The organism is Simplicispira piscis (genome assembly GCF_054783455.1).
Genome location: NZ_BAAGQN010000022.1, coordinates 77,031 through 101,405 on the forward strand (window position 1 = coordinate 77,031; position 24,375 = coordinate 101,405).

The window sequence follows — 24,375 nt, forward strand, 5'->3', positions numbered from 1 at the left end:
ATTTTTGTTTATATATCTGAACAAACGCTTGTGTGTGAGGTACTAAAAAGAGCTCTTGGCAAGCGTGCGAGGTACCCGCATACAATGCCCGATTCCGCGCCGTGCGGGCGTCTCCCGCCTGCACGAGTCGTCGCGTGTCCCTATTGACCATCCATTCTGGAGTTCTTCCTGTGTTTATTTCTTCCGCTTTCGCCCAGACCGCTCCTGCCGCCGCCGCTGGTGGCAGTGACATCATGTCTTCGCTCACGGGCATGCTGCCTCTGGTGCTGATGTTCGTTGTGCTGTACTTCGTCATGATCCGCCCCCAGATGAAGCGCCAGAAAGAGCACCGCGCCATGATCGAAGCCATCGCCAAGGGCGACGAAGTGGTGATCGGTGGCGGTATTCTGGGCAAGGTTGCCCGCATGTCCGAGCAATACCTGCACATCGAGATTGCCTCGGGTGTGGAAGTGCAGGTGCAGCGCGCCGCCGTGGTGCAGGTGCTGCCCAAGGGCACCATCAAATAAACAAGACCCGTGAAACCGGGGGACGGCTGCATTGCAGTCTGTCCTGTCCCTGTCCTTGAGGTAAAAGTGCGATCATGAACCGTTATCCGGTCTGGAAGTACGCGATCCTGGTGATCGCGTTGCTGGTGGGGGTGCTCTACACCCTGCCCAATTTCTTTGGCGAAGCACCTGCGGTGCAGGTCTCTTCGGGCAAGGCCACCATCAAGGTGGATGCGGCGGTGCTGCAGCGCGTGGAAGAAGCGCTCAAGGCCGCTGGTCTCACGCCTGATTTCGTGAGCCTGGACGGCAGTTCGGTGCGCGCCCGCTTCGATACGCCCGATAACCAGCTCAAGGCCAAGGATGCCCTCCAGAAAGCGCTGATCCCCGATCCGCAGGACCCGGGCTATATCGTGGCGCTGAACCTGATTTCGCGCTCGCCGACCTGGTTGACGGCATTGCACGCGCAGCCCATGTACCTGGGGCTGGACTTGCGCGGTGGCGTGCACTTCATGCTGCAGGTCGACATGCAGGCCGCGCTGACGAAAAAGGCCGAATCCTATGCCGGTGATATCCGCAGCGCCCTGCGCGACAAGAATATCCGCCATGGTGGTATCAGCCGTGACGGACAGACCGTGGACATCAGGGTGCGCGATGAAGCCACGCGCACGGCGGCCAGGAACCTGATCGCAGACCAGTTCCCTGACCTGCAGCTCACGACCGTGCCGGACGGCTCCGAACTCAAGCTGCGCGCTACGATCAAGGTCGAGGCCATGCGCCGCGTTCAGGAGCAGGCCCTCAAGCAGAACATCACCACGCTGCACAACCGCATCAACGAGCTGGGTGTGGCCGAACCTGTGATCCAGCAGCAAGGCCTGGATCGCATCGTCGTGCAGTTGCCTGGCGTGCAGGACACCGCCAAGGCCAAGGATATTCTGGGCCGCACCGCCACGCTGGAAGTGCGCCTGGTGGACGAAGGCACCGAGGCCCGGGCCGCAGAGACCGGCCAGGGACCGGTGCCGTTTGGCTCCGAGCGTTATCTGGAGCGCAGCGGTCAGCCGGTGATCGTGAAAAAGCAGGTCATCCTGACCGGCGAAAACCTGACCGATGCGCAGCCTGGCTTTGATGGCCAGACACAAGAGCCTACGGTCAACCTCACGCTGGACGCCAAAGGCGCACGTATCTTCCGTGACGTGACGCGGGAGAACATCAACAAGCGCATGGCCATCATCCTGTTCGAGAAGGGCAAGGGCGAAGTCGTGACGGCGCCCGTGATCCGCTCCGAAATTGGTGGCGGCCGGGTGCAGATTTCGGGCCGCATGACCACCATGGAAGCCAACGATACGGCTTTGCTGCTGCGCGCCGGTTCGCTGGCTGCGCCCATGGAAATCATTGAAGAGTTCACCATTGGCCCAAGCCTGGGGGCAGACAACATTGAACGCGGTATCCACAGCGTGGTCTGGGGCATGTTGGCCGTGGCGGCCTTCATGTGCATGTACTACATGCTGTTTGGCGTTTTTTCGACCATTGCCCTGGGCGTCAACGTGTTGATGCTGCTGGCCGTGCTGTCGATGCTGCAAGCCACGCTGACACTGCCGGGCATTGCCGCCATGGCGCTGGCCATTGGTGTGGCGATTGACTCGAACGTGCTGATCAACGAGCGCATCCGTGAAGAACTGCGCGAGGGCGCGTCGCCGCAGATCGCTATCCACCACGGTTACGAGCGCGCCTGGGCCACCATTCTGGACTCCAACGTCACCACGCTGATCGTCGGTTTGGCCTTGCTGGCCTTTGGCTCAGGCCCAGTGCGCGGCTTTGCCGTGGTGCACTGCATCGGCATTTTGACCAGCATGTTCTCGGCCGTGTTCTTCTCGCGCGGCCTCGTCAACCTCTGGTACGGCGACAAGAAGAAGCTCAAGAGCCTGTCCATTGGACAGATCTGGAAGCCCGGGAACACCACCACGGCTTTGGCCCGTCCGGAATAAAGGAGGAAGACCATGGAATTCTTAGTTCCAGCATCACATGCGCTGCGCGCATATGAGCTTTCTCTGAAAATTCCAAAACAAGGATAAGAAAATGGAATTTTTCCGCATCAAAAAAGACATCCCTTTCATGAAGTACGCGTTGATTCTCAACGCGATCTCCTTCATTACCTTCGCCTTGGCAGTGTTCTTCCTGTTCTCGCGCGGCCTGCACCTGTCGGTGGAGTTCACCGGTGGTACGGTGATGGAGGTGGCCTACAGCCAGCCTGCAGAACTGGCCAAGGTGCGCGAAACGGTGACGGGTTTGGGTTACGCCGATGTGCAGGTGCAGAACTTTGGCAACTCGCGTGACGTGATGATTCGCCTGCCCGTGCAGAAAGGCGTGACTTCTGCGCAGCAAAGCGAGCAGGTGATCGCTGCCCTCAAAGCCGCCGATCCCGAAGCCACGCTACGTCGTACCGAGTTTGTCGGCCCGCAAGTGGGCGAAGAATTGGTGCATGGCGGCCTGATGGCACTGGGGATGGTGATATTGGGCATCGTCGTCTACTTGGGGCTGCGCTTCGAATGGAAGTTTGGTGTCGCTGCCATCATTGCCAACCTGCACGACGTGGTCATCATCCTGGGCTTCTTTGCGTTCTTTCAGTGGGAGTTTTCTCTCTCTGTTTTGGCCGCCGTGCTGGCGGTGCTGGGCTATTCAGTCAACGAGTCGGTGGTGATCTTTGACCGGATTCGGGAGGCTTTCCGGCGTTACCGGAAGATGACGACCCACGAGGTCATCGACCATGCCATCACCAGCACCATGAGCCGCACCATCATCACCCACGCTTCGACCGAGGCCATGGTGCTGTCCATGTTCTTCTTCGGTGGCCCCAGCCTGCACTATTTCGCACTGGCGTTGACCATCGGTATTTTGTTCGGCATCTACTCGTCGGTGTTCGTGGCAGCGGCTATTGCGATGTGGCTGGGTGTCAAGCGGGAAGATCTGGTCAAGACTACCCGCAAGGAAGGTGACCCCAACGATCCGAACGCTGGCGCAACGGTTTAGTCCATCAGCCTGCGTCTCAGATTAATATCGAACGATGCACACACCAACAGCGCCTATCCACCCCCAGCGCAGGCTGGCGAAACAGGTGCGCGAGCGCATGGTGGAGGGGCTGTGTACCGGTCTGCCGGGCGTGGACAAGGCGCTCATGGAATTTCTCACCGCATTGATGTCCCAGACGGGGACGCAGCGTGAGATGCAGAACCGGCGCGATGCCTGGCAGATGTACCAGAAAAGCAGCGGCGGCTGGTTGCGGGGCGTCACCAGCGCATGGCGCGCTGCACTGGATGGCGCGCCGGTTGCAACCACGTCGGGCAGACAGGATTACGACTTGTCCTTTGAACTGGTGGATGACAACGTCGTTGAGAACAAGATCCTCGCCTCACGCATGGCCCTGACCGTGATGGAGCAGGTCAGCAGTCACTTCGAACCCTTGCGGCTGCGTATCCAGTCGTTGGAAGGGGTGGATATGCCCTCCACCGACATCCTGCGCCCGGAAACCGTGGCGTTGAATATGGTGGAGAGCTGGGTCAAGGCAGGGTTACCCCGCGAGGACTTGCAAACCATTCTGGATCCGTTGCAGCGTGAACTTGCGACACTGATGCAGAAGGTTTACCAGGGGTGCAATGACTTTTTGCAAGCCCAGGGTATCCAGGCGCAGCAGGATTTGAGGGTGCGGGTGAACCGTTCGCCGACTTCAGGCGCCGGGGGGCTGCAAGCCGGGCCAGCGTCGCGCGCGCTGGAGCAATCGCAACAGGCGCACGCATCGATGCGTGGCATGGCGCACCCTTCGGGACGGAGTATGCCCTCGCACATGGCGCCTCCAGGATCGGCGTATGGCATGGCGCATGGCGCAGCAATGTCTGGCGGCATGACGCCGCTGGTCCGGGCACGCCAGCGGGCCTATGGCGTGGTGGGGCAATTGCGGCGTCTGCTGAGCACTTCTGGCACCGGTTTCGACATGGTCAATGCTCCGCCCGCCTCGGCCGCACTGGCGCATGCCCTGGCCGCCCATCGTGTGCAGGCAGAAACCTATTACAGCACCGTGGGCGGTGCCATGCCAGACTACAGTCCGGCCGCCGTGGTGCAACTGGCGGGTGTGGTGCGCAACCGCGCCACCGAGTTCAAGAAGAAGGCCGACACCGAGGGCGAAAAAGCCATCATTGAGGTGGTCGCGCTGATGTTTCAGAGTATTTTGTCGGAAGACCGCATTCCATCGGCCGTGCGCGTGTGGTTTGCGCGGCTGCAGGTGCCCGTGTTGCGCGTGGCGCTGGCTGAGCCTGAATTTTTCAGCAACTTGGGCCACCCGGCCCGCCAGCTTATTGATCGCATGGGCTCCTGTGCGTTGGGGTTCGATGCGGCGTCTATCTCGGGCAGCGCGCTCGAGGCGGAGATCAAACGCATCGTGCAGGTGATCGAGCAGTACCCCGAAACCGGGCGGCGGGTGTTCCAGCTGGTCTACGACGAGTTCGAGAAATTCCTGGCCAAGTTTCTTACTGAAAAACAGGCAACCTCGCGCCTGGTGAGTGTTGCACAGCAGGTCGAGCAGAAGGAAGCGCTGGCAATCAATTACACGATCGAGCTGCGCACCATGCTCAAGGATATGCCGGTGCGCGACGAGATTCGGGAGTTTTTGTTCAAAACCTGGGCCGAGGTGTTGGCCCTGTCGGCCGTGCGCGAAGGGCCGCAGCATGCCGACACGGTGGCGTTCAAGCGCACCGCAGCGGACTTGGTGTGGGCGGCCAGTGCAAAGCCCAATCGCAGTGAGCGTGCCCAGGTGATCCAGAGCCTGCCGGGGCTGCTGCAACGCCTGCGCCAGGGCTTGGCGCTGCTGGGCACGACGGGCGCCCCGCAGGATGCACAAATCAAGGCGCTGACAGATACATTGGCGGAGGCGTTCCTGTCCAAGACGGCGGCCATTCCGCTGGAGCATATCGAAGCTCTGGCCAAGCGCCTGGCGAACCTGGAGGAGTACATCGGCGATGCCGTCATGGGCGATATGCCGCTCGACGCCGACAGTATCGAAATGATGACCGGCATCGATGCCTCCTCCATCCATGTGGTGGCCGACAACGGTGCGCCGGTGGACGAGGCGATGGTGGCCTGGGCGCAGGAGTTGCAAGTGGGCAATTGGTTTACGCTGGATCACAACGGATCGAGCCGCCAGGTGCAATACGCATGGCACAGCGAGCGCAAACAGTTGCACCTGTTTGCCGCGACCAATGGCAGCAGCTTCCTGATCCAGTTGCGCCGCCTCGGCGCGTACCTGCAGGCCGGACTGCTGGTGGCGCGCGAGGAAGAAGGGCTTACCGTGCGTGCGACACGCGATGCCCTTGCCAAGCTCAACGCAAACCCTGAGCGCCTGCTGGGGTAGCCCCGCAACAGGCGAGGTTGCAAGCCGCTTATGTCGACTCAGGCCCGGCCCATACGCTGAAACAGACCGCCAGGAAGGCGTGATACAGCCCCTGCGAGCTCCATGTCCAAGAGTTGTACCTGCAAGGTGGCTGTGTCAAGCCCGGTGCGGGCCTGCAAGGCGTCCATACCGATGGGGTCAAACCCCATGGCGGTGAGCAGGGTATGGCACTCGGCACCAGGCTCCTCTGGGCAGGAGGTAGACTGCGGTGTCTCTGGCGGCCTTGCCACCTCCGCGGGCCATGGCAACTCTTCCAGCACATCCTGCGCCAGTTCCACCAGTTTGGCGCCCTGGCGGATGAGTGCATGGCAGCCCCGTGACTGGACCGAGTGGATGGATCCTGGAATGGCAAACACTTCACGGCCTTGCTCGCTGGCCAGACGGGCGGTGATCAGCGACCCTGATGCGGGCGCAGCTTCGACGACCAAGGTTCCCTGCGCAATACCGGAAATGATGCGGTTGCGCTTGGGGAAATTGGCCGCCAATGGTGGTGTGCCAAGCGGGTATTCACTCACCAGCAGCCCTCGCCTGGCGATTTTGCGGGCCAGATCGAGGTGCTGTCTGGGGTAGACGCGGTCCAGGCCGGTGCCCACCACGGCGATGGTGGCAGGCGTCGTGTCGTCCTCCGTGGCAGCGGTGAGCGCGCCTTCATGCGCGGCAGCGTCGATGCCCAGAGCGAGCCCCGACACAATCGTCAGTCCGGCGGCCCGCAGCGTGTGGGCGAATTGCCGGGCGTTTTCCTGTCCTTGTGGTGTCGGGTTGCGGCTTCCGACCATGGCCAGGCAGCGCATGTGTCGCAAAACAGAGGGCTGCAGAAAACGTGCGGGCCCCATGATGTACAGCATCAAAGGCGGATCTTCGGTCTGGAGCAGTGCCGGGGGATACAGTGGATCACCCAGAGGGGCAATGGCTCGTGCTGGAGCGTCGGGTTGATCGACTGCCTGGAGCCAGGTCCAGGTAGCGTCCAGCAAGGGCGCCCAGCCTGAAGGCGCTGTCTGCAACGCTTTGGCCTGTGCTGCGCTACAGCAAGTCTGCAGGGCCTGTGCCGATTGGTTAAAAATATTCGCAGGCAGGCCAAAGGCTGCCAGTAAACGCCGGGCAGACAGGTTTCCGACGCCCGGAGTCAAAGACAGCCGCAGCCATGCAGCGAGTTCGTCGCGATCCATGCCGAGGCTCGGTTTCTCTGGTCTGGGGCGATCAGACGATCGCCCTGGCTGCTACTTAGTCGGGGTTGACCAAGCGATCGCCTACGCGCACCGGAACATTGACATCCAGGATGAGCGCGTACGAGACGCGATTGAACGTGCGGAACACCATGGCCATGCCGTTGCGTTCGCTTGGGAGCTTGATATCGGTGCGCACGCCGTCGTTCACGTCACGGATGCGGTTGCCTTTGGTCATCAGGCTGAGCACATGGCCGACTTCGATGCCATCCTGCTCGCCCAGGTTGATGGCCACCACGTCGTTCTGTGCGGCATTGGCCATGGCTGAGCTGCCGTAGATCGACACCACGCGGGCATCCAGGTCGAGTTGTGGTGCGTGCGGGATGTAGCTGGTGAACATGCGAGGGGGGGCAGGCAACAGGCGGTCGCCCGTACGGATTTCTTCCTTGATGCCCGTGATGTCCAGGGACGCAGGCACGTACTCGGAAATCATGCCGCCCTTGCCGTTGGAGCTGTCCTCAAATGTTTCGCCTCGCACCAGCACCGCCTGGCCCAGGTACTGCGCTTCATAGCCGAGGATGTCGCCGGTCTGCGGGTCTTTCAGTGCGACAGCGTCGCGGAATACGCGGAACTGGCGTGGCTCACCCGGATCGGTGCGCAGTGGGTTGGCGGCGTCTCCCCGTGCATAGATGCGGTCACCGGTGCTCATCAGTACACGCTCTTCAAAGGTGCCCACAATGCGCGGCGCCTGCTTCAGGGTCTCCGCATCGACCACCAGAGGTTCGGCCAGGAAAGGTTCGATCAGGTGGGGTTTGAGGGTGGGCAGCGCCGTATCCGAAAGGCTGTCCGAGCGTGTGCGTGGAGACACGCGCACGGTTTCCGGCGCGCCGGACGCTGTGGTGCGCAGGCGGGCAACGCCGCCTGTCTTGTCCAAGTACAGAGTCTGGCCCGGGAAAATCAGGTGGGGATTGTGAATGGCCTGCAGGTTCATGCCCCACAGCTCTGGCCAGCGCCAGGGGCGTTTGAGGTACATGCCGGAGATTGCCCAGAGGGTGTCGCCACGCTTGACCACGTAGGTGTCGGGCGCATCGGGCGCGAGTTCGGTCAGTGGCACGCCCTGCTGTGCAACCTGCGCAGCAGTGCTGCGCTGGCTGGCCGTGATGGGTTGGCTCTGTGCCTGGGCCACGGAGGCGACCAAGGCTGCGCAGAGGAAAGCGACTGCGCCTGCTGTTGCCCGTCGCACACTGGTGATTGCCGCCATGTCGTTCCTGTTTTCTTGCATTGCTGAAGGCCCCCTCGCTGGCGCCGCTGTGCAACCCAGGGAGGGGCGCACGCGGCAAAATACATTACAAATCAACTGAGATTCTCTGCTCAAGCCCTTGATTCGGCAATGATTATTGGGTATGACTGCTGCGCAGACCCAAAAAAGTGGCGAAAATAGCGACATATTTCTAGCGTGCTCATGGCAATTCTTCCCATTCTTTGTTATCCCGATCCCCGTCTGCACCTTGTGGCAAAGCCCGTGCAGCAGGTGGATGACCGTGTCCGCCAGCTCGTCTCGGACATGTTGGAGACCATGTATGACGCCCATGGCATCGGTCTGGCGGCGACCCAGGTCGACGTCCATGAGCGGGTCGTTGTGATTGATGTGTCCGAGGAGCGTAATACGCCGCTGGTGTTGATCAACCCTGAAATTGTCTGGTACAGCCCGGAGAGGCACCGGGGCGACGAAGGTTGTTTGTCCGTGCCGGGCATTTACGACGGCGTAGAGCGCGCGGATGCGGTGCACGTACAGGCCTTGGATGCCCAGGGAGCGCTACGCACCATTGAGGCCAGCGATTTGCTCGCCGTCTGCATCCAGCATGAGCTCGATCATCTGCTGGGCAAGGTCTTCGTCGAATACTTGTCGCCGCTTAAACGCAATCGCATTAAATCCAAGATGCTCAAGCGCCAGCGCGAGGAGCGTGAATGATGCGCCGTCTTCTCGCAGGATGGGCAGCGCTGGTTTTAGCCCTGCTGGTGACCGCTTGTGCCACGTCCGGGGCCGTGCGCCTGGGTGCCACGGTCGATGAAGTCGTGGCTCGCCAAGGTGAACCCTTTGCCGCCTACCAGTTGGCCAAAGGCCAGCGTTTGCTGTACCGTCCGCAGCCCGGACAGGTGCAAAGCCTGGACTTCGATACCTCGGGGAAATTGATCAGCATGGAGTCGGTGCTCACGGAGCCGCGGCTAGGGGCCATCGCGGTGGGTCAGTGGCGCGCGGCCGATGTACAGCAGACTTTCGGCCCCCCCAACCGCCGCGCGGCGGACGGCGAGCAGGGCAGCGTCTGGACCTACTTTTTCGTGTCCTATGGCGTGCATCGGCGGGCGCGCATCTCCCTGGACGCTGCGGGCGTCGTGCAGCGGGTCGATTTTGCCGATGATCCGGCGGCCGACGAGCGTTACCGCTAGGTTGCAATGAACATTGTTTTCGCCGGTACGCCGGAGTTTGCCCGTGTTGCATTGCAGGCGCTGGTGCAGGCAGGCTTCAGTGTGCCCCTGGTGTTGACGCAACCAGATCGCCCCGCCGGGCGCGGGCTGAAGTTACAAGCGTCGCCGGTCAAGCAATATGCACTGGAGCAGGGCATCGCGGTCGAGCAGCCACGCAGCCTGCGTTTGGACGGCAAGTTTCCGGAGGATGCGGCGCGTGCCCAATCCGTTTTGGAGGCCGTCCGGGCGGATGTGATGGTGGTGGCCGCTTATGGCCTGATCTTGCCGCAGTGGGTACTGGATCTGCCAGCCCGAGGGTGCCTGAATATCCACGCCAGCCTTTTGCCGCGATGGCGTGGTGCCGCTCCCATCCACCGTGCCATCGAGGCGGGTGATGCGCAGACGGGCGTGACCATCATGCAAATGGACGCGGGCCTGGACACTGGTGACATGCTGCTGAGCGAGACCATGCCCATCTTGTCCACGGACACGACCGCTACCCTGCACGACCGGCTGGCCGAACAAGGCGGGCGCCTCATTGTCCAGGCGTTGGTGCAGATGCAAGGTGCCGACCTGCATCGCGTGCCGCAACCGGTCGAAGGCGTGACTTATGCCCACAAGATCGATAAGGCGGAGAGCAGCGTGGACTGGACGCAACCAGCCGAGGCGATTGGCCGTCACATTCGTGCGCTGACGCCATTTCCCGGCGCGAGCACGACCTTGGATGGTGAGCTCATTAAATTGGTTGATTATGAAATTGATAGCTTCCAGCGCTTGACAGATAAGCGTTGCGGCCAGATTTTATCTGTAAATTCTCAAGGTATCACGGTTGCCTGTGGTGAAGGTGCCCTGCGCTTGACGGTGCTGCAGCGCGCCGGCGGAAAACGTTTGGCAGCCGCCGATTTTGTGCGGGGATTTCCCTTGCTGCCGGGCATGGTGCTGGGCCCGTCTGCACAGACCGGGAGCGGCGGGTGACTTGGCGCGCGGTTGGCGTCACGGTGCGCCATCCGTCCTTTCGCCAGGGCGTGACCGACATGTTGGGCACGGGTGTAGGCGTGGGGGCCTGGGGTTTGGTGACGGGCGTTGCCATGGTCAAGAGTGGCATGTCGGTGCCGGTCGCGCTGCTGATGTCGATTCTGGTGTACGCCGGCAGCGCCCAGTTGGCGGTGCTCCCGCTGCTGGCCGTAGGTGCGCCGCTGTGGGTGGTGTGGCTGACCGCAGCCTGTGTCAATCTGCGTTTTGTCATTTTCAGCAGCATGTGGCGCAGCTACTTCCAGTATTTGCCTTTGCGCCAGCGGCTGGCCATCGGGTATTTCAGCGGAGACGTGATCTTCGTGGCCTTCATGAAGCGCTTTCCCGAACCCCGGCCCGTGCCCGAACAGGTGCCGTTTTTCTGGGGCGCGGCTTCCGTCAACTGGCTGGCCTGGCAAGTGCCATCGGTCGCGGGCATTGTGCTGGCCAATGCCATACCGCTTTCCTGGGGGCTGGGCTTTGCCGGGGTACTGGCCCTGTTGGGTGTGCTGTTGTCGTTGTTGTTCGATCGCGCCACCTGGCTGGCCACAGCGGTCGCCGGGACGGCGGCCGTGGCGGCTTTCGCTTTGCCACTCAAGCTCAACATCCTGGTGGCCATCGCCGCCGCCGTGGCTGCAGGCCTGCTGATGGAGGCCGTGGAGCAGCAACGCCAACGCAACAGAAAGATCCACGAAAACGCAGCTGAATCCTTGGAGTCCTCCGTCGACGGTGCGTCGCCTCCCCGAAGGGATGGGGCTGCATGAGCGCGGACACGATCCAGGCCTTGCTGGCCATTGCGGGACTGGCGCTGATTACGGTGCTGGCGCGCGCATTTTTCATGATCCCAGAGCGTGAAATTCCCATGCCAGACTGGCTGCGACGCGGCCTGAAATACGCGCCGCTGGCCGCACTCACGGCGGTGATCGCTCCAGAGATCTTCATGGCGCAGGGTGCACTGATCGGCACGTTGCAAGATGCACGCCTGCCGGCCGTGCTGTGCGCAACCGGCTACTACTTCTGGCGGCGCGGAATTCTGGGCACCATCGTCGTGGGTATGCTGGTCTATCTGCCGCTGCACATCGGGCTGGGCTGGTAGCCACCCTGCGCAGGTCGATGGGTTGGGATTGTGGGTGCCTACAATGGCCGCTTCGCCGCAGGAGTGGCCCGCTGACCTATTTGCCCCATGAACATTCTTCGCTTTTCCGATCTGTGCGCCCAAGGCCGAGTCCGTGGCCAGCGCGTTTTCATTCGTGCCGACCTGAACGTGCCGCTGGATGGCCAAGGCGCCATCACAGAGGACACGCGCATTCGCGCCTCGGTGCCCTGTATCCAGATGGCGCTGGACGCCGGTGCCGCCGTCATGGTGACCAGCCACCTGGGGCGCCCGACCGAAGGGGACTTCAAGCCCGAAGACTCCCTTGCACCGGTGGCCGCGCGCCTGGCAAGTCTGCTGGGGCGTGAGGTACCGTTGCTGCGCGACTGGGTCGACGGTGTGCAGGTTCAGCCGGGCCAGGTGGTATTGCTGGAAAACTGCCGCATTAATGTGGGTGAGAAAAAAAACGCCGAACCTCTGGCGCGCAAGTTGGCGGCCCTGTGCGACATCTTTGTGAATGACGCTTTTGGCACGGCCCACCGCGCCGAAGGCACAACCTACGGTATCGCCCAGTACGCGCCGATAGCCTGCGCAGGCCCGCTGCTGGCCGCCGAGATTGACGCCATTACCCAGGCGTTAGCGAAGCCCCGGCGCCCACTGGTGGCTATCGTGGCAGGCTCCAAGGTGTCCACCAAGCTCAGCATTCTGCAAAGCCTGTCCCGCAACGTCGATCAACTGATCGTGGGCGGCGGCATTGCCAATACCTTCATGCTCGCTGCAGGCCTGCCTATCGGCAAAAGCCTGGCTGAGCCCAGCCTGGTGGAGGAGGCCCGCGCAGTGATCTCGGCCATGAAGGCGCGTGGCGCCGAAGTGCCGATTCCTACCGATGTTGTCACGGCCAAGACCTTTGCAGCCGATGCGATCGCCGTCACCAAAGCTGCGGCCGATGTGGCCGAGGATGACCTGATCCTGGACATTGGCCCGGAGACGGCGCGCCGACTGGCCGCGCAACTCAAGTCGGCTGGCACGATTGTCTGGAATGGGCCCGTGGGCGTGTTTGAGTTCGCCGCTTTTGAAAATGGCACGCGCACCATTGCGAATGCCATTGCAGAATCCCCTGCATTCAGTATTGCCGGGGGCGGCGATACGCTGGCTGCCATTGCCAAATATGGTATCGAGAGCAAGGTGGGATATATCTCTACCGGAGGTGGCGCGTTTCTGGAAGTGCTGGAAGGTAAGACCTTGCCTGCGTTCGAAATTCTTGAAAAACGCGCTTCAAATTGAATCGGCTGATGCAGGGTGGGAAAACTGCAGACTGTGACAAAAACAACAAAGCGTCTGCACTCCGGCCTAGTTAGCGCATCTTTTTCTTGTTTTTGTTGAGGATAGCGCCCAAAATAATTTTCAGTCGTGCGGGTCAACATTTTGTGTTGCCGTGCCATTCAAATCCGTAGGAGGGAAATCATGGTGTTTTCAAAGGCAATCAGCCTGGCCGTGCTGGCTGGCGCTGTGGCAACTCTGGTGGGTTGCGCAACGAGGGCGCCCATTCCCCTCGCTGAGAATTTCGAGTTGACAGTGCAACCAAAGGTGCGCTCGGCCGGCCATTGGGAACTGGTGTCGCGTGATGTGGTGGCGCAAACCTTGGCCACCCTCGACAAGGCCGGTGTGGCTCCTGGCTCGCAGTTGCACGTGGCGCTGCCCGCCAACCCCAGTTCGTTCGATCTGGCATTCCGCGATTTCCTGATCACCAAACTGGTGCAAAGCGGTGCCCCGGTGCAGCAAATGCCCGGGCAGACGCTGGATGTGACCTACCATGCGCAGCTGGTGCGCCACAACAGTGAGCGTCCCCACTTCATTCCAGGTCAGTTCACGATGCTCGCAGCCGGCGTGATGGCCGCTTACGGTCTGCGCAACCACCATCTGGATGCGCAGTTGCTGGCCGCGCTGGGTCTCACGGCCGCTGCCGATTACGGCGCCAGCATCAATTCTGGTGGCCCGACCAACACGGAAATGATCCTCACCACCACCGTCACCCGGGGCGGTCAGTACATTGTTCGCAAGACAGACGTGTACTACCTCGAGAACGCAGACACGCCTTTGTTCATGCGTCCTTCGTACAAGAGCGTCAACATGAAGGTGGTCTCGCAATGAAATCGTATGCACTTTTGACCGTACTCGCCGGCGCGCTGCTGGCAGGCTGCGCCAGCAACACTGCACCGGTGCGTGTGGAGCCCACCTACCAGGAGGCTGCCAGCAACCTGTTCCTGCAAAGTAATGGTGAGGCCATCACCAAGCTTGTGGCTGGTTTCGATATGTCCACCCTGGGCAGCGGCCCTGTGCTGGTGGCTACGGTGGTGAATGTCAATGACATGAGCCGTTCCGCTCCTTTGGGCCGTACCTTGTCCGAGCAGTACGCATCGGTCATGGCGGGCAAGGGTTTCAATGTCAAGGAGATCAAGCTCCGTGGCGAAGTGTTCGTGAAGGAAGGCGCTGGCGAGTTGCTGCTGTCGCGTGAGATCAAGGACATTGCACGCAACCAGAACGCCTCACTGGTGCTCGTCGGCACCTACTCGGCGGCAGCCAATTTCACCTTTGTCAGCCTGAAGCTGGTGCGTACAGAAGACAGCCGCATCGTGCGCGGACATGACTACGCGCTGCCGAACGACCGCGATGTTCAGCGCCTCCTGCAGGTGCCACGCTAAATTTTCCTGGGCCCGTTCCGGGTTCTGAAAACTGCTCAAAAGGCCGTCGGATGACGGCCTTTTTCGTTGATGGTGCAATAGCGTGGCCGCTGCTGCAGTTCGTTGCGAGCATGTAACTGCTTCCATGTAAAAATTGAAACCTGATTACAAATTCGAAAGAGGCTTTCCATGACGTTGCGCCGTGCTACCAAGATTGTTGCCACCCTGGGTCCTGCGTCCAGTGACCTCGTCATCCTCGAAAAGATGATCAATGCAGGGGTCAACGTCGTGCGCTTGAATTTCAGCCATGGTACGGCCCAGGACCACATCGATCGGGCCCAAATGGTGCGCGAAGCGGCCCAGCGGGCCGGGCGTGAAGTGGCCATCATGGCCGACCTGCAGGGCCCCAAGATTCGGGTAGGCAAATTTGCAGAGGGGCGCGTGATGCTGGAGAGCGGCGCGTCTTTCGTGCTGGATGCTTCGCGCACCGAGCTGGGCGATCTGAGCGGTGTTGGCCTGGACTACAAGGAACTGCCGCGGGATACCCGGGTGGGAGACGTGCTTTTGCTCAACGATGGGCTGATCGTGCTTACCGTGGATGCAGTGCGCGGTGATGCCGTGCACACCACGGTACGAATCGGTGGCGAGCTGTCGAACAACAAGGGTATCAACAAGCAGGGTGGTGGTTTGACAGCTCCCGCATTGACTGGCAAAGACATGGACGATATCCGTACGGCCATGAGTTTTCAGGCGGACTATGTGGCAGTGAGTTTTCCGAAGAATGCGACGGACATGGAGATGGCGCGCCAGTTGTGCAATGTTGCCGCAGCGCCCTACCGGCATAAGCCAGGTCTGATTGCCAAGATTGAACGTGCAGAAGCCATTCCAAGACTGGAAGAAATTCTGAAAGCCAGCGACGGCATCATGGTGGCCCGGGGCGACTTGGCGGTGGAAGTGGGCAATGCCGTCGTGCCCGCCTTGCAGAAGAAGATGATCCGCATGGCACGGGACATGGACAAGGTGGTCATTACTGCTACGCAGATGATGGAGAGCATGATCACCAACCCGGTGCCCACGCGGGCAGAAGTTAGCGATGTGGCCAATGCGGTACTTGATGGAACCGATGCGGTCATGCTCAGCGCCGAGACGGCGGCAGGAAAGTACCCGCTGGAAACCGTACTGGAAATGGCCAAGATTTGTGCTGCTGCCGAATCAGCGGAAGATGCACAACTCGATGCTGATTTCTCGGGGCGTGCCTTCTCCAGCATCGACCAGTCCATTGCCATGGGAGCCTTGTTCACCGCCCATCACCTGGGGGCCAAGGCCATCGTTGCCATGACGGACAGCGGTTCTACGGCGCTTTGGATGAGCCGTCACCGTATCCATATTCCCATCTACGCACTCACGCCCAAGGTCGCCACGCAACGGCGCATGGCCTTGTTTCGCAACGTGCGCCCGCTGCTCATGGACACCAGCGCCGACCGGGATACGGCGCTTGAGCAGGCGGAGAGCCAACTCAAATTGCGCAATATCGTCAGCAGCGGGGATGTCTACGCCATCACTTGTGGCGAGCCCATGGGGGCGCCAGGCGGAACCAATATGCTGAAAATTTGCCGAGCCATTTGAACTGGAGCGGCAGAAGTCGTACGGCAATTGCAGTACAGGCCACTCCGGTCACAGCGCCCGCCAGCACATCCGTTGGAAAGTGTAGGCCGAGGCACAAACGGCTCCAGGCGATGACTCCAGCATAGATCAGCCCGACCCACGCCACAGAGTGCCGGCCGGTGTAGAAAAGGGCTCCCGCCATGGCGAATGCCGTCGCTGTGTGCATACTGGGGAAGCCGGGGCGATGCCCCTGGGGAGCCCATTGGAGACCAAGTCCGAACTCGGCCGGCCTTGGAAAAGGCACCGACAAGCGAATTCCCCGAACAACACACCAGGTGATGAGCAGCGCTGTCAAGCACAGTAGCAGCGTCCGTCCTGGGGAGAGCGTCGGACGCCGGAGAGAAACCGCCAGTAGAGCCAGCATGCCGATCGCTTCGCCCTGGGAGGCCGCACGTGCCATCCATATCACTGTCGCGGGTGTTTCAGGGTTTGCATTGAGTACCTGAAAAAGGGCCAGATCAAGTGACAGCATCGAAGACCTTTCCGGCACTGGCAAGGTTCTGGTCTTCGGTTCTACGCCGTTGCAGGGCTTGGGCCACGATGTCGCACAGCCATCCTGTGGTCCAGCAAAGCCATCCCGTCCAGAGGGTATGACTGAGGAAGTGGGCTCCGCGAACTTGTTGTGCTCCGCCCAACGCCAAGCCTGCGGTCAAAGCGCATGCCAGCCAGATGCGTGCAGCACGCGGCTGGCGACGGCGCAGCGCGAAATAGCCGCCAATAAAAGCAAAGCCGGCCGAGGCGTGGCCTGCCGGAAAGCATTTGCCACCGCCGCCGTCCAGGGTGCCCAGTGCCCAGTGCGAGGCATAACGTGCCACACCGCCGAATTCGGTCAGATCCCAGGGGCAACTGGTGGTGCTTGCGTATTTCAAACCGGTCACCACGGCCAGCGATAGCAATGTGGTCAGGGCCAGTTGTACGCGCTCGGCACGCTCAGTGCGCCGCAAGAAACCCACGGGGCGCCAGATGAAAATCACGAGCGCGAGCACGATCAGCCACGCGAGTCGGCGCGGTCCCTCGTGCATGACTTGCACAAAGAACCAGTGGTCGCGCAATGGAAATCCGGTTGCTGATCCAAAAACATGGGCGAGTGCCCGATCCTGCCCCCAGGCGTCCCATGCAATCAGGCAGAACAATGCGGTGAAGGTCCACGCCAGTAGGCGGAGGTGGTCAGAGCGTGTAGCGGGTGCGGTCGTTGCGGCTTGGGGCATGGGGTGACGTTATCGCGCCACACTTAACCGCCCCTTAACTTTGATGCTGGCGCCATCAGGATGTCGCAGGCCGGTCTGTTCCTATCGGATGGCGCGCCAGTCACCGCCCAGCGAGCGATGGATTGCGGCTGTGCGGGGAGAGGCGGCTAAAATCAAGAGTTACGAAGCGGTTACCAAGCGCTTCTCTTCTCAAACTTGAATGGACCTCACACCATGCCTCTCGTCTCGATGCGCGAATTGCTTGATCATGCTGCCAGCAATGGCTATGGCATTCCTGCCTTCAACGTCAACAACCTGGAGCAGGTCCAGGCCGTCATGGCTGCCGCCGATGAGGTGGGTGCCCCGGTGATTCTTCAGGCAAGTGCCGGTGCCCGCAAGTATGCTGGCGAGAGTTTCATCAAACATTTGATCCAGGCGGCTTGCGAAGCGTACCCGCATATTCCGCTGGTGATGCACCAGGACCATGGCACATCACCCGCCATCTGCCAGGGTGCGATCGATCTGGGTTTTGGCTCGGTGATGATGGACGGCTCGTTGATGGAGGACGGCAAGACCCCGTCGTCCTTTGACTACAACGTGGATGTGACGCGCAAGGTCGTCGCAATGGCGCACAAGGTGGGCGTCACGGTTGAAGGAGAACTCGGCTGCCTGGGTTCGCTGGAAACCGGTGAGGCTGGCGAGGAAGACGGCGTGGGCGCAGTGGGCAAGCTTGACCATAGCCAGATGCTGACAGACCCTGAGGAGGCCGCGCTGTTCGTCAAGGCCACCCAGCTCGACGCGCTGGCCATTGCGATCGGCACCAGCCATGGCGCCTACAAATTCACGCGCAAGCCCACGGGCGACATCCTGGCGATCAGCCGCGTCCAAGCCATCAATGCCCGTATTCCCAATACCCATCTGGTGATGCACGGCAGCTCCAGCGTACCGCAAGAACTGCTGGCAATCATCAACCAGTACGGCGGCAAGATGAAGGAGACCTACGGCGTGCCTGTCGAGGAAATCCAGAAGGCCATCCAGTTCGGTGTGCGCAAAATCAACATTGACACCGACATTCGCCTTGCCATGACGGGCGCGGTGCGCAAGTTCATGGCAGAGAACCCGGAAAAATTCGACGCCCGCGAGTGGCTCAAGCCCGCACGCGAGGCGGCCAAGGCCATTTGCAAACAGCGCTACATCGAGTTTGGCTGCGAGGGTCAGGGCGCGAAGATCAAGGGGGTGTCGCTGAGCGTCATGGCGCAAAAATACGCCGCGGGCGAATTGGCCCAGGTGGTCCGCTGAAACTTCTGCGCTTTCATCCAGTGCAAACCGGCAGCCCTCGTGCTGCCGGTTTTTGTATTGGGGGCTCTTCTCTACAGGAACATGTCCGTTACGCGATAGAACCTGAATATTCTTAATGTAAGCTCGCGGTCAGTTAACCCGTGCGAGCCGGGGCTGGGAGTGGAGCCTCTCCCGGCTCGGCCCATCGCGCATGCAAGCCGCCGGGGCGCTTGTGCAACGATTACGAAACTAGGAGGAGACCATCCATGCAAACAAGCCCAACACCACCGGTGCAGCGCATCGGCGTGCCCAGGGAAACCTTCCACGGCGAAAAGCGCGTAGCCACTGTGCCGGACGTGGTGGAAAAACTCGTCAAACTCGGCTTCAAGGTCGCCGTCGAATCCGGCGCGGGCGATGCGGCCCATTTCAGCGATGACACTTACCGCGCTGTCGGCGCCGAGGTGCTGCCCGATGCTAGCGCGCTGTGGGCCGCTTCGGACATCGTACTCAAGGTGCGTCCGCCGAGCAGTGACGAAGTGATGCTGATGCGTGAGGGCGGCACGCTGATTGGCTTTGTCTGGCCCGCGCAGAACCCCGAATTGATGCAGCAGCTCACGGCCAAGAAGGCCACGGTACTGGCCATTGACTGCCTGCCGCGCACGCTGAGCCGCGCACAGAAGATGGATGCACTGACATCGACCGCGGGTGTGAGCGGCTATCGTGCGGTCATCGAAGCGGCCAATGCCTTCGGTCGCTATTTCAACGGCCAGATCACGGCCGCAGGCAAGGTGCCACCGGCCAAAGTGTTCATTGCCGGTGCGGGCGTTGCGGGCCTGGCAGCCATCGGTACGGCGGCCAGTCTGGGTGCCATCGTGCGCGCCAACGACACGCGCGCCGAGGTGGCCGACCAGGTCAAGTCGCTGGGCGGCGAGTTCGTCAAGGTCGACTATGAAGAAGACGGCGCGGGCGGTGGCGGCTATGCCAAGGTCATGAGCGAGGGCTTTCAGGCCGCGCAGCGCCAGATGTATGCGACCCAGGCCAAGGACGCGGACATCATCATTACCACGGCCCTGATCCCCGGCAAGCCCGCACCCAAGCTCATCACCGCCGAGATGGTGCAGTCGATGAAGCCCGGCAGCGTGATCGTGGACATGGCCGCCGAGCAGGGCGGCAACTGCGAGCTGACCGTGCCCGGTGAAGCCGTAGAGCGCCACGGCGTGACCATCATCGGCTACACCGACCTGGCTTCGCGCCTGGCCAAGCAGTCGTCCACGCTGTATGCCACCAACCTGCTGCGCCTGGTGGAGGAATTGTGCAAGGCCAAGGATGGCGTGGCCGTGGTCAACATGGAAGACGATGCCATCCGTGGCCTCACGGTCACCAAGGATGGCGCCATCACCTGGCCCGCACCCGCCTTGAAGCCTGCGGCCGTGCCCGCAGCGCCCGCCAAGCCGGCTGCAGCGGTGGTTGTGAAGGCCAAAGGTGGTCATGGGCAAAGCGCGGAGCCAGCCTCCGTCAAAAGTGCCGCGGTCTTGTTTGTTTTTGGCGCGCTGCTGTTTTGGCTGATTGGCGCCAACGCTCCGAAAGAATTCCTGGGCCACTTCACCGTGTTTGTGCTGGGGTGCTTTGTGGGCTACATGGTGGTGTGGAACGTCAAGCCCGCTTTGCACACCCCGCTGATGAGTGTGACCAACGCCATCAGCAGCATCATCGTCATTGGTGCATTGGTGCAAATCTCGCCCGTGGCAGCGGCGGTGAACCGGCCCAACGATGCCATTACCTGGCTGGCTGCGGCGGGGATTGTGCTCACTGCGATCAATATGTTTGGCGGCTTTGCCGTGACCCAGCGCATGCTGGCAATGTTCCGCAAATAAGAGAGGCGATGCATGTTCATCACAACTGAATTGGCAACAGTCGCCTACATTGGGGCGACGATTTTATTTATCTTGAGTCTGGGCGGCCTCTCCAACCAGGCTACCGCACTGCGCGGGAACCTCTACGGCATCGTGGGCATGACCCTGGCGGTGCTGGCCACCGTGTTTGGCCCCAGCGTCACTCTGGCCGGTATTCCGTGGATCATTGGCGCGGTGTTGGTGGGCGGCAGTATCGGCCTGTATGCAGCGCGCACGGTGAAGATGACGCAGATGCCCGAGCTGGTGGCCTTGATGCACAGCATGGTGGGTTTGGCGGCCATGCTGGTGGGTTTTGCCACCTTTGTGGATCCCAGCGCCTCGGCCGACCTGACGGGTGCGGCACACGCCATCCATGCGCTGGAAATCTACATTGGCATCTTCATTGGTGCCATCACGTTCTCCGGCTCTATCGTGGCGTTTGGCAAGCTGTCGGGCCGCATTGGTGGCAGTCCCATGCTGTTGCCCGGACGCCATGTACTGAACCTGATTGCCCTGCTGGTGGTGGTCTACTTTGGCAGCGAGTTTTTGCACGCCGCCACGCCCGAGGCGGGCATGCTGCCGTTGATTGTGATGACGGTGGTTGCCCTGCTGTTTGGCGTGCATATGGTGATGGCCATTGGCGGTGCAGACATGCCGGTGGTGGTGTCCATGCTCAACAGCTACTCAGGCTGGGCGGCAGCGGCTACGGGCTTCATGTTGAGCAACGATTTGTTGATCGTGACGGGCGCGCTGGTGGGTTCCAGCGGTGCAATTTTGTCGTACATCATGTGCAACGCCATGAACCGCAGCTTCTTCAGCGTGATTGCCGGTGGCTTTGGCACCGTGGCCACCGCCCCCAAAGGTGCCGGCGATGCGGCGCAGCCTGCGGGTGAGGTGGTACCGGTGAGCGCTGTGGAAACGGCGGAGCTGCTGCGCGAGGCCAAGAGTGTGGTCATTGTTCCGGGCTACGGTATGGCGGTGGCGCAGGCCCAGCACACCGTGTTCGAGATCACCAAGCATCTGCGTGAAAAAGGCGTGAATGTGCGGTTTGGCATTCATCCGGTGGCCGGGCGCATGCCGGGCCACATGAATGTGCTGCTGGCCGAGGCCAAGGTGCCCTACGACATCGTGATGGAGATGGACGAGATCAACGATGACTTCCCCGACACCGACGTCGTCATGGTCATCGGTGCCAATGACATCGTGAATCCCAGCGCGCTGGACGACCCATCGAGCCCCATCGCCGGCATGCCTGTGCTTGAAGTGTGGAAGGCCAAGACCTCGATCGTGATGAAGCGCTCCATGGCCTCGGGCTATGCGGGCGTGGACAACCCGCTCTTCTACAAGGAAAACAACCGCATGCTGTTTGGCGACGCCAAGAAAATGCTCGATGAGGTGCTGGTCGCGCTCAAGAGCTGACAGGGCATAATTTCCGCGACAGAAAAGTACGATCGTGCGGAATTTCTGGCGCGGTCAAAAATACGCGAAAAACATAACAGGAGACCTGGAGATGACCGACCGCATTTGGCTCAAGAGCTACCCGTCTGGCGTACCCGCTGACATTGACCCCGGGCAATATCCGTCCCTCGTGGCGCTGATGGAGGAGGCCTTCAGCAAGTATGCCGACCGCGTGGCCTACAGCTTCATGGGCAAGGAGATCACATACGGCCAGACCGATTCGCTGAGCAAGGCCTTTGCCGCCTACCTGCAGGGCCTGGGTCTGGCCCGGGGTGACCGCGTCGCCATCATGATGCCCAACGTGCCGCAGTACCCGGTGGCAGTGGCGGCCATCCTGCGGGCCGGGTTTGTGGTGGTGAACGTCAACCCCTTGTACACGCCGCGCGAGCTGGAACACCAGCTCAAGGACTCGGGCGCCAAGGCCATCGTCATCATCGAGAACTTTGCGACCACGCTGGAGCAGTGCATCACCCACACGCCCGTCAAGCATGTGGTGCTGTGTGCCATGGGCGACCAACTGGGCCTGCTCAAGGGTGCGCTGGTCAACTACGTGGTGCGCAACGTCAAGAAAATGGTGCCCGCCTATAACCTGCCAGGAGCTGTGCGCTTCAATGAGGCCGTTGCACAAGGCACGCGCGGCACGCTCAAAAAACCGGACATCAAGCCCGATGATATCGCCCTGTTGCAATACACCGGCGGCACCACCGGGGTGAGCAAGGGTGCGGTGCTGTTGCAGCGCAACATCATTGCCAACGTGCTGCAGTCCGAGGTGTGGAATGCGCCGGTGATGAAGTTGGTGCCGGCCAACGAGCAGCCCACCAGCATCTGCGCGCTGCCGCTCTACCATATCTTCGCGTTCACGGTGAACATGATGCTGTCCATGCGCATGGGCGGCAAGACCTTGCTGATCCCCAATCCGCGTGATCTGCCCGCCGTGCTCAAGGAGTTGTCCAAGCAGCGTTTCCACAGTTTTCCCGCTGTGAACACCTTGTTCAACGGGCTGGCCAACCATCCGGACTTCAATACGGTGGACTGGAGCCACCTCAAGGTGTCGGTGGGCGGTGGCATGGCCGTGCAGGGCGCCGTGGCCAAGCTCTGGCTGGAGAAGACGGGCTGCCCCATCTGCGAGGGCTATGGCCTGTCGGAGACCAGTCCCTCGGCCACTTGCAACCCGGTCACGATCAAAGAGTTCTCCGGCACCATCGGTGTCCCCTTGCCCAGCACCTACCTGAAACTCTTGGACGACGATGGCCACGAGGTCACCACACTGGGACAGCCCGGCGAGATCGCCATCAAGGGCCCGCAGGTGATGGCTGGCTACTGGCAGCGCCCCGACGAGACCGCCAAGGTCATGACCGAAGACGGCTTCTTCAAGTCGGGCGATATCGGCATCATGGACGAGCGCGGCTACTTCAAGATCGTAGACCGCAAAAAGGACATGGTGCTGGTCAGCGGCTTCAACGTCTACCCCAACGAGGTGGAGGAAGTGGTGGCGGCCATGCCGGGCGTGATGGAATGTGCCGTGGTTGGCGTCCCCGATGAGAAGATGGGCGAAGCGGTGAAGCTGGTCATCGTCCGGAAAGACCCGGAGTTGACCGAAGCGCAGGTGCGCGAATTCTGCCGCGCCAACCTGACGGGCTACAAACAGCCCCGCGTGATCGAGTTCCGCGAAGACCTGCCCAAGACCCCTGTGGGCAAAATCCTTCGACGCGAGTTGCGCGACAAGAAGTGAGCCAAGGGGCCAGGGCCCCGGTGCGCCACAATCATGGAGCGGCTTTGGCCGCTTCTTGCATTTCCGGAGCCCCCATGACCACAGCCATCCTCAGCGCCCTTCCCGAAGAACAGTCCGGCCTTTTGGGCTATTTGGAGAAGCCCCAGAGGCTCGTGCATGCGGGCCGCACCTTCTGGCGGGGTGATCTCCATGGCAAGCCCGTGGTGCTGGCGCTCTCGGGTATTGGCAAAGTGGCAGCGGCAACCACGGCCGCCGCGCTGGTGGAGCGCTTTGGCGTGGCGCGCATTGTCTTCACCGGTGTGGCGGGTGGTGTGGGCGAAGGCGTGCGCGTGGGTGATGTGGTGGTGGCGCACGACTATGTGCAGCACGACATGGACGCTTCGCCCCTGTTCGAGCGCTGGCTGGTGCCGGGCTACGCGGGCGTGCGCCTGCCCTGCGATGCGGGGTTGTCTGCTCATCTTTCGAGAGCTGTCAGCGCTTGTCTGGTAGGCGCTGGAGCTGGTTTTTATATCCATTCAGACGGGATTCCTCCGCGCTTGCATCAGGGGCTGATGGCCAGCGGTGACCGCTTTGTGACCTGTGCCCAGGTGTCCCGTGCGCTGCGCGAACCGCTGGTGGCGGCTGGGCACGATGTGCTGGCGGTGGAGATGGAAGGCGCCGCCGTGGCCCAGGTGTGCCTGGACTATGCTGTGCCGTTTGCCGCTGTGCGCACCATCTCGGACCGGGCCGACGACGATGCCCATGTGGACTTCCCCGTGTTCATCCAGACTGTAGCCAGCCGCTATGCAGACCACATCGTCCGCAGTTTGCTGGAATCGCTATAAAAAAAG

22 protein-coding genes are annotated in these 24,375 nt (G+C 61.4%); 18 read left to right on the top strand and 4 right to left on the bottom strand.

All coding sequences use genetic code 11. The features are described from left to right. Nucleotides 1-170: 170 nt before the first annotated feature. The 4 genes from yajC (at nt 171) to ACYVOC_RS15930 (ending at nt 5,880) form a co-directional block, all read left to right on the top strand. Entirely contained in the window at nt 171-506 is a 336-nt protein-coding gene (yajC, locus tag ACYVOC_RS15915; protein WP_116005230.1) for a preprotein translocase subunit YajC, read from the top strand. 74 nt (nt 507-580) lie between these two features. Beyond that, a complete protein-coding gene (gene secD, locus ACYVOC_RS15920) occupies nt 581-2,467 on the top strand; it encodes a protein translocase subunit SecD (protein WP_116005229.1) in 1,887 nt (628 codons plus the stop codon). Nucleotides 2,468-2,558: 91 nt separating this feature from the next. Then, complete coding sequence (gene secF / locus ACYVOC_RS15925) at nt 2,559-3,509, top strand: protein translocase subunit SecF (protein ID WP_116005228.1); 951 nt, start codon at nt 2,559-2,561, stop codon at nt 3,507-3,509. Between the two features lie 34 nt (nt 3,510-3,543). Beyond that, on the top strand, nt 3,544-5,880 hold the full coding sequence (locus ACYVOC_RS15930; protein WP_461162434.1) for a DUF1631 domain-containing protein: 2,337 nt from the start codon (nt 3,544-3,546) through the stop codon (nt 5,878-5,880). Between the two features lie 38 nt (nt 5,881-5,918). Here ACYVOC_RS15930 and dprA read toward each other — a convergent pair whose 3' ends face one another. After that, on the bottom strand, nt 5,919-7,085 hold the full coding sequence (dprA, locus tag ACYVOC_RS15935; RefSeq protein WP_116005226.1) for a DNA-processing protein DprA: 1,167 nt from the start codon (nt 7,083-7,085) through the stop codon (nt 5,919-5,921). A 55-nt stretch (nt 7,086-7,140) separates the two neighbouring features. Then, the gene (locus ACYVOC_RS15940) at nt 7,141-8,343 is read right to left on the bottom strand and encodes a LysM peptidoglycan-binding domain-containing protein (RefSeq protein ID WP_116006180.1); all 1,203 of its coding nucleotides are present in this window, start codon (nt 8,341-8,343) and stop codon (nt 7,141-7,143) included. A 201-nt stretch (nt 8,344-8,544) separates the two neighbouring features. Between ACYVOC_RS15940 and def the strand changes: the two genes are divergently transcribed. From def to pyk, 9 genes are all read left to right on the top strand, one after another. Then, the gene (gene def / locus ACYVOC_RS15945; protein ID WP_116005225.1) at nt 8,545-9,054 is read left to right on the top strand and encodes a peptide deformylase; all 510 of its coding nucleotides are present in this window, start codon (nt 8,545-8,547) and stop codon (nt 9,052-9,054) included. Next, entirely contained in the window at nt 9,051-9,530 is a 480-nt protein-coding gene (locus ACYVOC_RS15950) for a hypothetical protein (RefSeq protein WP_116005224.1), read from the top strand. The genes def and ACYVOC_RS15950 overlap by 4 nt, the downstream gene beginning before the upstream one ends. A 6-nt stretch (nt 9,531-9,536) precedes the next feature. Beyond that, a complete protein-coding gene (gene fmt, locus ACYVOC_RS15955) occupies nt 9,537-10,523 on the top strand; it encodes a methionyl-tRNA formyltransferase (RefSeq protein ID WP_116005223.1) in 987 nt (328 codons plus the stop codon). A gap of 59 nt (nt 10,524-10,582) precedes the next feature. Beyond that, on the top strand, nt 10,583-11,323 hold the full coding sequence (locus ACYVOC_RS15960; protein ID WP_116006179.1) for an AzlC family ABC transporter permease: 741 nt from the start codon (nt 10,583-10,585) through the stop codon (nt 11,321-11,323). After that, entirely contained in the window at nt 11,320-11,655 is a 336-nt protein-coding gene (locus ACYVOC_RS15965; RefSeq protein WP_116005222.1) for an AzlD domain-containing protein, read from the top strand. The genes ACYVOC_RS15960 and ACYVOC_RS15965 overlap by 4 nt, the downstream gene beginning before the upstream one ends. A gap of 87 nt (nt 11,656-11,742) precedes the next feature. Further along, nucleotides 11,743-12,936 (top strand): phosphoglycerate kinase, encoded by a 1,194-nt coding sequence (locus ACYVOC_RS15970; RefSeq protein WP_116005221.1) that lies wholly within the window; start codon nt 11,743-11,745, stop codon nt 12,934-12,936. A 180-nt stretch (nt 12,937-13,116) separates the two neighbouring features. Further along, a complete protein-coding gene (locus ACYVOC_RS15975; RefSeq protein WP_116005220.1) occupies nt 13,117-13,803 on the top strand; it encodes a hypothetical protein in 687 nt (228 codons plus the stop codon). Continuing rightward, nucleotides 13,800-14,354 (top strand): FlgO family outer membrane protein, encoded by a 555-nt coding sequence (locus ACYVOC_RS15980; protein ID WP_116005219.1) that lies wholly within the window; start codon nt 13,800-13,802, stop codon nt 14,352-14,354. The genes ACYVOC_RS15975 and ACYVOC_RS15980 overlap by 4 nt, the downstream gene beginning before the upstream one ends. Nucleotides 14,355-14,522: 168 nt before the next feature. Further along, nucleotides 14,523-15,959 carry a pyruvate kinase gene (gene pyk, locus ACYVOC_RS15985; RefSeq protein WP_116005218.1) on the top strand — a complete coding sequence of 479 codons (1,437 nt, stop codon included), beginning with the start codon at nt 14,523-14,525 and terminating at the stop codon, nt 15,957-15,959. Here the strand turns inward: pyk and ACYVOC_RS15990 are convergent. Beyond that, on the bottom strand, nt 15,892-16,470 hold the full coding sequence (locus ACYVOC_RS15990; RefSeq protein ID WP_461162435.1) for a phosphatase PAP2 family protein: 579 nt from the start codon (nt 16,468-16,470) through the stop codon (nt 15,892-15,894). The genes pyk and ACYVOC_RS15990 overlap by 68 nt on opposite strands. Next, entirely contained in the window at nt 16,457-17,206 is a 750-nt protein-coding gene (locus tag ACYVOC_RS15995) for a phosphatase PAP2 family protein (RefSeq protein WP_461162436.1), read from the bottom strand. The genes ACYVOC_RS15990 and ACYVOC_RS15995 overlap by 14 nt, the downstream gene beginning before the upstream one ends. 213 nt (nt 17,207-17,419) lie before the next feature. On the opposite strand from ACYVOC_RS15995, the gene fba reads away from it, so the two are divergent. The 5 genes from fba to ACYVOC_RS16020 all read left to right on the top strand — a co-directional run bounded on the left by fba (nt 17,420) and on the right by ACYVOC_RS16020 (nt 24,369). Next, nucleotides 17,420-18,484: a class II fructose-bisphosphate aldolase gene (fba, locus tag ACYVOC_RS16000; RefSeq protein ID WP_461162437.1), complete on the top strand. Its 1,065-nt coding sequence runs from the start codon at nt 17,420-17,422 to the stop codon at nt 18,482-18,484. A gap of 245 nt (nt 18,485-18,729) precedes the next feature. Beyond that, a complete protein-coding gene (locus ACYVOC_RS16005; protein ID WP_461162438.1) occupies nt 18,730-20,337 on the top strand; it encodes a Re/Si-specific NAD(P)(+) transhydrogenase subunit alpha in 1,608 nt (535 codons plus the stop codon). 18 nt (nt 20,338-20,355) lie between these two features. Continuing rightward, nucleotides 20,356-21,774 carry a Re/Si-specific NAD(P)(+) transhydrogenase subunit beta gene (gene pntB, locus ACYVOC_RS16010; protein WP_461162443.1) on the top strand — a complete coding sequence of 473 codons (1,419 nt, stop codon included), beginning with the start codon at nt 20,356-20,358 and terminating at the stop codon, nt 21,772-21,774. Between the two features lie 91 nt (nt 21,775-21,865). Further along, nucleotides 21,866-23,545 carry a long-chain-fatty-acid--CoA ligase gene (locus ACYVOC_RS16015; protein WP_461162439.1) on the top strand — a complete coding sequence of 560 codons (1,680 nt, stop codon included), beginning with the start codon at nt 21,866-21,868 and terminating at the stop codon, nt 23,543-23,545. Between the two features lie 74 nt (nt 23,546-23,619). Further along, nucleotides 23,620-24,369: a 5'-methylthioadenosine/adenosylhomocysteine nucleosidase gene (locus ACYVOC_RS16020; RefSeq protein WP_116005212.1), complete on the top strand. Its 750-nt coding sequence runs from the start codon at nt 23,620-23,622 to the stop codon at nt 24,367-24,369. Nucleotides 24,370-24,375: the final 6 nt, after the last annotated feature.